This is a genomic window from Gillisella vitis (genome assembly GCF_001541345.2).
GTDB lineage: Bacteria > Pseudomonadota > Alphaproteobacteria > Rhizobiales > Rhizobiaceae > Allorhizobium > Allorhizobium vitis.
Window position 1 is genome coordinate 1 of sequence record NZ_LMVL02000017.1, and the last position, 8,875, is coordinate 8,875.

Annotated in this window: 5 protein-coding genes; 2 read left to right on the top strand and 3 right to left on the bottom strand. The window is 47.3% G+C overall.

All coding sequences use genetic code 11. The features are described 5' to 3' along the window. Positions 1–950: amidase family protein (locus ASB66_RS25885; RefSeq protein WP_114387045.1), on the bottom strand; the 950-nt coding region annotated here is incomplete at its 3' end. Positions 951–1,287: 337 nt separating this feature from the next. On the opposite strand from ASB66_RS25885, the gene ASB66_RS25890 reads away from it, so the two are divergent. Both ASB66_RS25890 and ipt read left to right on the top strand, forming a co-directional pair. After that, complete coding sequence (locus ASB66_RS25890; protein ID WP_081089077.1) at positions 1,288–3,555, top strand: FAD-dependent oxidoreductase; 2,268 nt, start codon at positions 1,288–1,290, stop codon at positions 3,553–3,555. Positions 3,556–4,254: 699 nt separating this feature from the next. Beyond that, complete coding sequence (gene ipt, locus ASB66_RS25895; RefSeq protein WP_032488312.1) at positions 4,255–4,977, top strand: adenylate dimethylallyltransferase Ipt; 723 nt, start codon at positions 4,255–4,257, stop codon at positions 4,975–4,977. A 677-nt stretch (positions 4,978–5,654) separates the two neighbouring features. Here the strand turns inward: ipt and ASB66_RS25900 are convergent. Beyond that, positions 5,655–6,278, bottom strand: coding sequence for a RolB family protein (locus ASB66_RS25900; RefSeq protein WP_032488313.1), 624 nt, complete (start codon positions 6,276–6,278; stop codon positions 5,655–5,657). A gap of 931 nt (positions 6,279–7,209) precedes the next feature. Further along, a complete protein-coding gene (ocs, locus tag ASB66_RS25910) occupies positions 7,210–8,286 on the bottom strand; it encodes a lysopine/octopine dehydrogenase (protein WP_060718528.1) in 1,077 nt (358 codons plus the stop codon). Positions 8,287–8,875: the final 589 nt, after the last annotated feature.

Below are 8,875 nucleotides of genomic sequence, written 5' to 3' on the forward strand. Positions count from 1 at the left end.
GAAAAAGAAACTGTTCCCACAAAATCGTCGAGATACTGTTTTAGGGCGTGCGGAAATTCATAAAGCGCAATTGGCAAACTTGCACCGCTGTTCAGATCCTCTAGGTGGGGGATATCGGCTTCAACAAACGTTACGCCTCTGTTGGCCAGCAAGCGAATCGTCGTTTCAGCCGCGAAGGCCACATCAGCATCAAGGTCATCGTAAAAGTAGGTAGTGGGGAGGCCGATCCGAAGCCCCTTCAGCGGTATGGGTAGAATTCTCGCCGGTCTTCCGGAAATAACCTGGTCGAGGATTACAACATCGGCTACGCACTGCGCTATGATTCCGGCGGTGTCCCGGGTGGGGCTGACCGGTATTATCCGATCTCTTGGATATCGACCAAGCGTCGGTCGAAATCCTACTACGCCACACAGGGCTGCGGGTAGGCGAACAGATGCCCCGGTATCGGTGCCTATGCCGCCTAACATCAATCGGCTTGCCACCGCAGCAGCCACACCACCGCTTGAGCCTCCTGGTATCAGACTTGGATTCCACGGGTTCCGCACCGCCCCGGTGGCATAGTTGTTGCTCGTAATTCCGAACGATAACTCATGCATGTTTCCCGAGGCACCCGGCAGTGCTCCAGCTGAAAAAAGTCTTTCTGCGATGCGGGATGGTATCTTTGGCAAGTGGTTTATCAGCGCTGGCGTAGCAGCGCTTGTAGGAAATATGCCGGTCGCGATGTTCGCCTTGAAGCAGAGCGGAATGCCGCGAAGACCTACCCCGGCGTTTCCATGGCGATCAATTTTTTTGGCCCTCCGCCGCAAGCCACCCCAGTCTGTTGCCAGAAGGGCATTCAATGCTTTTGCAGCTTCACAACGCGCGATTAGAGTTTCTACTAGTTCTAAGCATGAGTAGTCTTTCCGTCTTAGGCGTTCTAGGGTTTGTGCTAACGAGGTAATGGGCACCATCTTTCTGGATTGGGGATTTTAAGCCCATTTCAGATCAAATAAATATACCGCGCTTGGGCCCAAATTGCGCGATTATTGGAGGGAATTTCCCAATCACGGCGTATGATCCGAATTATTGGAGGTATTAAGGGCACTTTTTCAAACGGAAACAGTATTGTATCAATCAATATTCAACCTGATTGAGCGGCGAGGTGGACCCGCGTGAATATTCTATTGAAAAACGCCAAAATTGTCGCTTTCCATTGGGATGTCAATGCACAGTATTCCCCGATTCTCAACTTAAATAGAAACGGTTGATGTCTTTAGTTATCTACACAAAGACCAATCTTCCCTAGCAATGTCAGCCTCATCTCTTCTTGATAAACAATGCGATCATTTCTCTACCAAAATTGTGGATCTGATAATGGTCGACAAGGCTGATGAGTTGGACCGCCGCGTTGCCGCAGCCTTCTCAGAACGAGAAGCTTCGAGGGAAAGAAGAATTAGTCAAATTTCCGGCGAGTGCAACGCTGGGTTAGCTTGCAAAAGGCTGGCCGACGGTCGCTTTCCGGAGATATCAGCCGGTCAGAGGGTCGCAGTCCTCTCCGCTTACATCTATGTTGGCGAGGAAATTCTGAGGTGGATACTCGAACCAGAAGCTTCGGTGCGAACAAGAGTGAGTGGTCTCGTTGCCATCGACCTTGCACCATCTTGCATGGATATTTCCAGAGCTCAACTTCTCCAAACCATGAATTTGCTGAGTGGTAAAAGATGTGCACCCAGCGACCTTAGTCATTTCGTGGCCATTTCAATCTCTGAGACTGCCCGCTCCCGAACCCTGCAAATGGCGCCGTACGAAGAAGGCTCGTTGAAAAGCGTTACCGGGTTTACCGTAATCATTGAAGAGGCAGTACCATTTGACATGGTAGCTTATGGTCGAAACCTGATGCTGAAAGCCTCGGCAGGGTCCTTTCCAACGATCGACTTGCTCTATGACTACAGATTGTTTCTCGACAAATGTTCCGATAGTGGGCGGATCGGCTTCTTTCCGGAAGATGTTCCCAGGCCAAAAGTAGCGGTCATTGGGGCTGGCATTTCCGGGCTCGTGGTGGCAAGCGAACTGCTTCATGCTGGCGTAGACGATGTTACAATATATGAAGCAGGTGATCGGGTTGGAGGTAAGCTTTGGTCACATGCCTTCAAGGACGCTCCGGGCGTCGTGGCCGAAATGGGGGCGATGCGATTTCCTCCTGCTGCATCGTGCTTGTTTTTCTTCCTCGAGCGATACGGTCTGTCTTCGATGAGGCCGTTCCCAAATCCCGGCACAGTCGACACTGACTTGGTCTACGAGGGTTGCCGATACATGTGGAAAGCCGGGCAGCAGCCACCGAAGTTGTTCCATCGCGTTTACAGCGGGTGGCATGCGTTCTTGAAGGACGGTTTCCTTGAGGGAGATATTGTGTTGGCGTCGCCTGATGCTATCACTGAGGCCTTGAAATCAGGGGACATTAGGCGGGCTCATGACTCCTGGCAAATTTGGCTGAACCGTTTCGGGAGGGAGTCGTTCTCCTCAGCGATAGAGAGGATCTTTCTGGGCACGCATCCTCCTGGTGGAGAAACATGGAGTTTCCCTCATGATTGGGACCTATTCAAGCTAATGGGAATAGGATCTGGCGGGTTTGGTCCAGTTTTTGAAAGCGGGTTTACTGAGATCCTTCGCTTGGTCATAAACGGATATGAAGAAAATCAGCGGATGTGCTCTGAAGGAATCTCAGAACTTCCACGTCGAATAGCCTCTCAAGTGGTTAACGGTGTGTCTGTAAGCCAGCGTATACGCCATGTTCAAGTCAGGGCGATCGAGAAGGAAAAGACAAAAATAAAGATAAGGCTTAAGAGCGGGATATCAGAACTTTATGATAAAGTGGTGGTTACATCTGGACTCGCAAATATCCAACTCAGGCATTGTCTGACATGCGATACCACCATTTTTCGTGCACCAGTGAACCAAGCGGTTGATAACAGCCACATGACAGGCTCTTCAAAACTCTTCCTGCTGACTGAACGAAAATTTTGGTTTGACCATATGCTCCCGTCCTGTGTCCTCATGGACGGGTTCGCAAAAGCAGTCTATTGCCTGGACTATGAGCCGCAGGATCCGAACGGTAAAGGTCTGGTGCTCATCAGTTATACATGGGAGGACGACTCCCACAAGCTATTGGCGGTCCCCGACAAAAAAGAGAGATTATGTCTGCTGCGTGACGCAATTTCAAAATCTTTCCCGGTGTTTGCCCAGCATCTAGTTCCCGCCTGCGCTGATTACGACCAAAATGTTGTTCAACATGATTGGCTTACAGACGAGAATGCCGGCGGAGCTTTCAAACTTAACCGACGCGGCGAAGATTTTTATTCTGAAGAACTTTTCTTTCAAGCGCTGGACACGACTAATGATACTGGAGTTTACTTGGCGGGTTGCAGTTGTTCCTTCACCGGTGGATGGGTGGAGGGCGCTATTCAGACCGCGTGTAACGCCGTCTGCGCAATTATCCACAATTGTGGAGGCATTTTAGCGAAGGACAATCCTCTTAAACACCCTTGGAAGAGATATAACTACCGCAATAGAAATTAATCTAAGGGTCATGTTGCAAGTATTGGGCGTTCTATAGATTGCATATTTACACTATATCGACGTTTTAGTAACGATGATGATGTATGCTTGTTATTGTATCTGTCTCTTATTATTTTGAGATATGGTGTGATATAATAATATATAATTAAAAGATTAACTATCTATATCATTTGTTGAAATAACCTCAGTAGGTAAAACATATAATAAATTTAATTTTTCCACTACGACAATGATTGAAGTAAGTAAATAATAGAGGCCGTTCTTAAGTCATAATTATATTATGTGCCCACTATCGGGGATATATTGAGGTCAAACATGAAATCGTCACCCTTATTTTGGCGTCTCACCTAATCAACTATTAAAAACGATTTTACTTTCTCACCAGTAATGATGATAATCAGCGCAGAAAAGTGGCAGTAAACCGCGGAAAAACGTCCCCCCAAGTGGCATGAATAGTTGCCTCTTAGTGCTGAGTTAGTCAGGCTTATCTTGACTTGAATGCGCCTTCGTTGGTGAAAATTGTTTTCAAGGAGACAGCCATGGCCCACACTTTGTTGAAAAACAAGTTGCCCCTTGGGGAGACGCTAAAGCCACTTGCTCTACAATAAGTAACCCGGAGGAAGACAATATAACAGGCTCTGGTAATAAACTTTCTCTAATCCAATAAATCAATTTGTATTCACAATATCGCAAACAATTATGGATCTGCGTCTAATTTTCGGTCCAACTTGCACAGGAAAGACGTCGACGGCGATAGCTCTTGCCCAGCAGACTGGGCTTCCAGTCCTTTCGCTCGATCGGGTCCAATGCTGTCCTCAGCTGTCAACCGGAAGCGGACGACCAACAGTGGAAGAACTGAAAGGAACGACCCGTCTGTACCTTGATGATCGGCCCCTGGTGAAGGGTATCATCGCAGCCGAGCAAGCTCATGAGAGGCTGATCGCGGAGGTGTATAATTATGAGGCCCACGGCGGACTTATTCTTGAGGGAGGATCTATCTCGTTGCTCAAGTGCATGGCGCAAAGCGGTTATTGGAGCGCCGATTTTCGTTGGCATATTATTCGCCACAAGTTAGCAGACGAGGAGACCTTCATGAAAGCGGCCAAGGCCAGAGTTAAGCAGATGTTGTGCCCCGCTATAGGCCCATCTCTTATTCAAGAGTTGGTTTATCTTTGGAATGAGCCTCGGCTGAGGCCCATACTGAAAGAGATCGATGGATATCGATATGCCATGTTGTTTGCTAGCCAGAATCGGATCACGCCCGATATGCTATTGCAGCTTGACGCAGATATGGAGGGTAAGTTGATTCATGGGATCGCTCAGGAGTATCTCATCCATGCGCGTCGGCAGGAACACGAATTCCCGCCGGTGAGCGCGGCAGCTTTCGAAGGATTTGAAGGCCCACCATTCGGAGCGTACTAGTTTACACCAGCCTTGCGTCACACTTGTCTTCATTTGAATAAGATGTTCTCAATCGTTATTAAGTTTATCCTGTTGTGGTAGGGGGGCGTGTTTGAGATAATTCATCGTGTCTTTATATTTTACGCTTCGCTAATTGCCCTTTACTGTCTGTGGTAGCTGCTCTTGATGACGTGGAGTCAGATAGTTCTGTGTAGTTTTAAGGTGTCGTGTTTCGAAATCTATGTAATTTTAGTTGTGCGATACAAGATGTTCTTGTAAAATTCATTATTATTTCAGCAAATATCTGTTAAAACTTTTAAATTTAGTATTAATTTCTAAATTATTGGTTTGGCACTTGAAACTCTCATAATATATTCAATTTTAGCTGGTAAGCGTAGATATATACCTCTTTCTTGTTCAAGATTAATATCGTTAAGTTGTTTATCAAAACAATGCAGCGTAGAATCGATTGGTGCGGTTTGAAATAGAATGCCGTGTAGCTTGCTCCTAATCTAGCTTCGAGCACTGTGAGCAACACCCATGTTGGGTGATGGCGTTTGCCGAAAAAGTTCTCTAATTTTAGACGAGAAGGAATTTTTTTATTTCGTTACTAGATGATATTGGAAACGTGAAAATAACAAAGATCCATGGGCCGCTCTCATAGATTATCCGACTTTACTAGCTGCTGCCGACGCGAACTATGCCGAAAGACGGCTTGACCCTAGGGCAACGATTGGATAATTGACAAGGTCTCCGAACTGGTAATCTCTTATTTCGGCTCCACCAGCTTCGCCTTCATCGCCAATCTCATTGTCGTCATCTTCTCCTTCCTCGGTGTAATTTCCGCGCCGGGCATAGAATCCGTAGCTTGCACCGTTGATCTCGTCGGTTCCAAACCGAACAAAGCAGTTGCTCAGCATGATCGCTAAAAAGAACTCATTCGTACGCGAGCCATGATAGTAGTTGACGATCCCACCTTGATCGCACCGCTCCTGAAGAGTGAGATTCAGCGTTTGTGTATCCATCAACCATGGCGGTATTGCAGTTACCACTGTTCCAAAGTTGGAGGAGTTGGACGGTAGGAGCCGATTTAAGGCGCATTGGCGAGCAGTTTGTTCACTAAGGTAAACATAAACCAGCCCTTGACCAGTGAGGATGTACTCATCATCACCCTCCTCAGGCGTAGCCCCCGGAGGGTGGAAGTAAACAATTTCGGCCAGTAAAGCGCCGAAATCGGTTCGCGCCTGTTCCAAGCGGCCCTGGAGCTCGCCGGCGTTCAGGATGCGTGTGAAATCTCGAACCTGCCAATTGGCTACCGTCATCTTAAGAGAGTGATAGCTTTGTATTTACTTCAAAATATCTGCCGCAGATAGGCCTGAGCCATTTGTTTTATACTGGAGAAAAGGAAGCCCATGACGTCATTGGTGACCATTTGATGCCATGTGAATACACAGCGGATTTGACAGCATTAATTAGTGTGTTTGAATTTTCAGCTGAGCCACGACACGCTGTCGCAAAAGTCCCTCTAGGCCCGCCTAACTATTTGTCGTCACTTGTCAAGCTTTGACCTGCACCACATTTGTGGGCCCGCACCGAAAAACTGCTGCATAATTCTCGGGGCAGCAAATCGGTTACCCCGCCATCGCGCTGGACCGGGTTGAATGTTGCCCGTAACTTTCGATAGAGCGAACGGCCAATGTTGCTCAACTTCAGGGGTATCTCACCCATGCGCGCCGGCGGGGAACTGGAGTTCCCTTCAGTGAGCGTGGTTGGTTCGCTGTTCGGTGTGTGGTAGATACTAGCCCCCTGGGGCACTTTTTGACATTTGAATAAGATTTTTGTAATCAGTCTCTTAGGTTTGACCTGTTCTGCTGGTTTATAAGCTTGGATTTTGTAAGAATAAAACGTAATGGTTTGTTATTGTAGCGCCATACATAAATATTCGTTATTAACATATTAAAACCCATATATTTATTTGATGTTAATATTGTATATATAATTATTAATATCTAATCAATAAATTGACCAAAGATTATCTGTTAATAAAAATACGATTGATGAACATTATACTTAATTTGCGTAAAAGGTACGGGGTGAATTATACATTAGCATGAACCGAAACAAGCGGTAAGGATCTGAGCTACACTAAATACATGCTCAGGTTTATTCAAACGTACACAACAGAAGTGAAAGCATAGATCGTGCGCTCATAGGCGTCTCGCATATTACATTAAAGCAGCTCGGAGTTTTGATTCAAACCCCGTTGAGAGCCCTGACGATGGCATTCGCGTTTGCGCCTCCTAGGTTGAGGGACGATAGCCCCCTACCAGTGCGAAGAAGGTTCTCGTTCAGCACGTCGCTTGCCTCCTGCACTACAGATTTCATTTCTGGAACTTGCACACCGATCGCTTCAGCTATCTCAACCCAGAGCACCAGAATGTGCTTCACATCCTCAGTAAGGTAGCGATGGTTCATGGTCTTGGGAGTTTCGATTTCAGCATAGCCTTCGTAGGTCTCATAGAATTCTCTTGCGTTGCAGGCATGCCCACCATACCATTTTTTGGAATATGAGAAATCCGTCTCGGACTCGAGTCCAAGCGCATCAACAATCGAAAGACGTTCCTCGTCTATTGCGATAACACGCGTGATGGCTTGTGGGACAAACTGCCGGTAGAATTTTGGGACCGGCAATATCCCTTGCTCGATGGAATCTCTTGCAGCTAGAATTCCAGCAGGATGAGCAACAGGGTTGGTATTTGAAAAAAATATCGACGCGGGATGTTGATACCACTGAGGCGGATTTGGAAAGAGAACCTCGAAGCGCCCCTTAACCTCCTCGCTCAAAGGCTGAGTTGTCGCAACTTCGAACGTTGCCTTCACACCGAGCATTAGCACACGTGCCTTGACACGGCGGCATGCATAAGGAGACGTTGTTGATTCGATGACTGCGATCGGCGCGAAAGTTGGAACTAGAGTTTGCTTGCAAGCCAGAGACGTTGCGCTACCGGGCAAGGCCACGAGCACTGAGTTGCTCAGATTGAACTTCGCCAACTCGCGCAGAATCCCTTGCTGGCCTAGGGTTGGAACCGTAAGAAAAATGAACGCCGCGCCCGAAATCGCGGTTCCAAGATCATCCTCCAATCGCGGCTGGAAGTCGCCTCCGTAGTCCGGCCCTACTAGCTCCAAGGAGCCAAGGCACCTCACATCATTGAAGCTGCTCCTGTTAGAGATTGGCGCCCAGATCGAGGGTGTCTGGCCGAGCCTCCGGGCGAGATCACCTGCAAGAGTGAGAGCTAAGTTCCCGGCACCCAAAATTGCCACTTTAGCCATTTGGTAGATTCTAAATTGAACCGTTTGGTGATCATCACTTAGCCCGCACCTTTAAATAGATTAATGAATGGACAAGTATTGACTTACGACAATCCCATGACTTCTCTGCCCATCATCGATGTGGATGGGTTGTCGAAATTTGGAAAAACGATCCATGAAAGCGACGTTGGATGTTTATATCTGCAAATTGCCTTTTCTTGTGGACCATATACGTAAGCGCTTACGTTTTTGGTGGACCTTTGAGCATACAGTCAGGTGTAGGCGTGTAGGTCTCAATACGGATCATTAATTTCCACCTCAACGTACTATGGGTGCGTCGCACCCGAGAGTGATATGGTTCGGCTGAGGGCGAATTAGGCTCGTAGACCTCAATTGCGAAGGCTTAAGTTTCATGGCATTACGGACTATTTTTTGATGTTTTGGTGCTGGCTGACAGGATATATACCGTTGTAATTCGGGTTCGTGTGAATAAATCGCTGTGTATGTTTGTTTGATTGTTTCTGTGAGTTTTGTAGAAGCGATTCCAAGTGTGACGTGCCACTGAACTTTCATCCGCATCCCCCACGCTCGAATGGATTGTCGATAAATT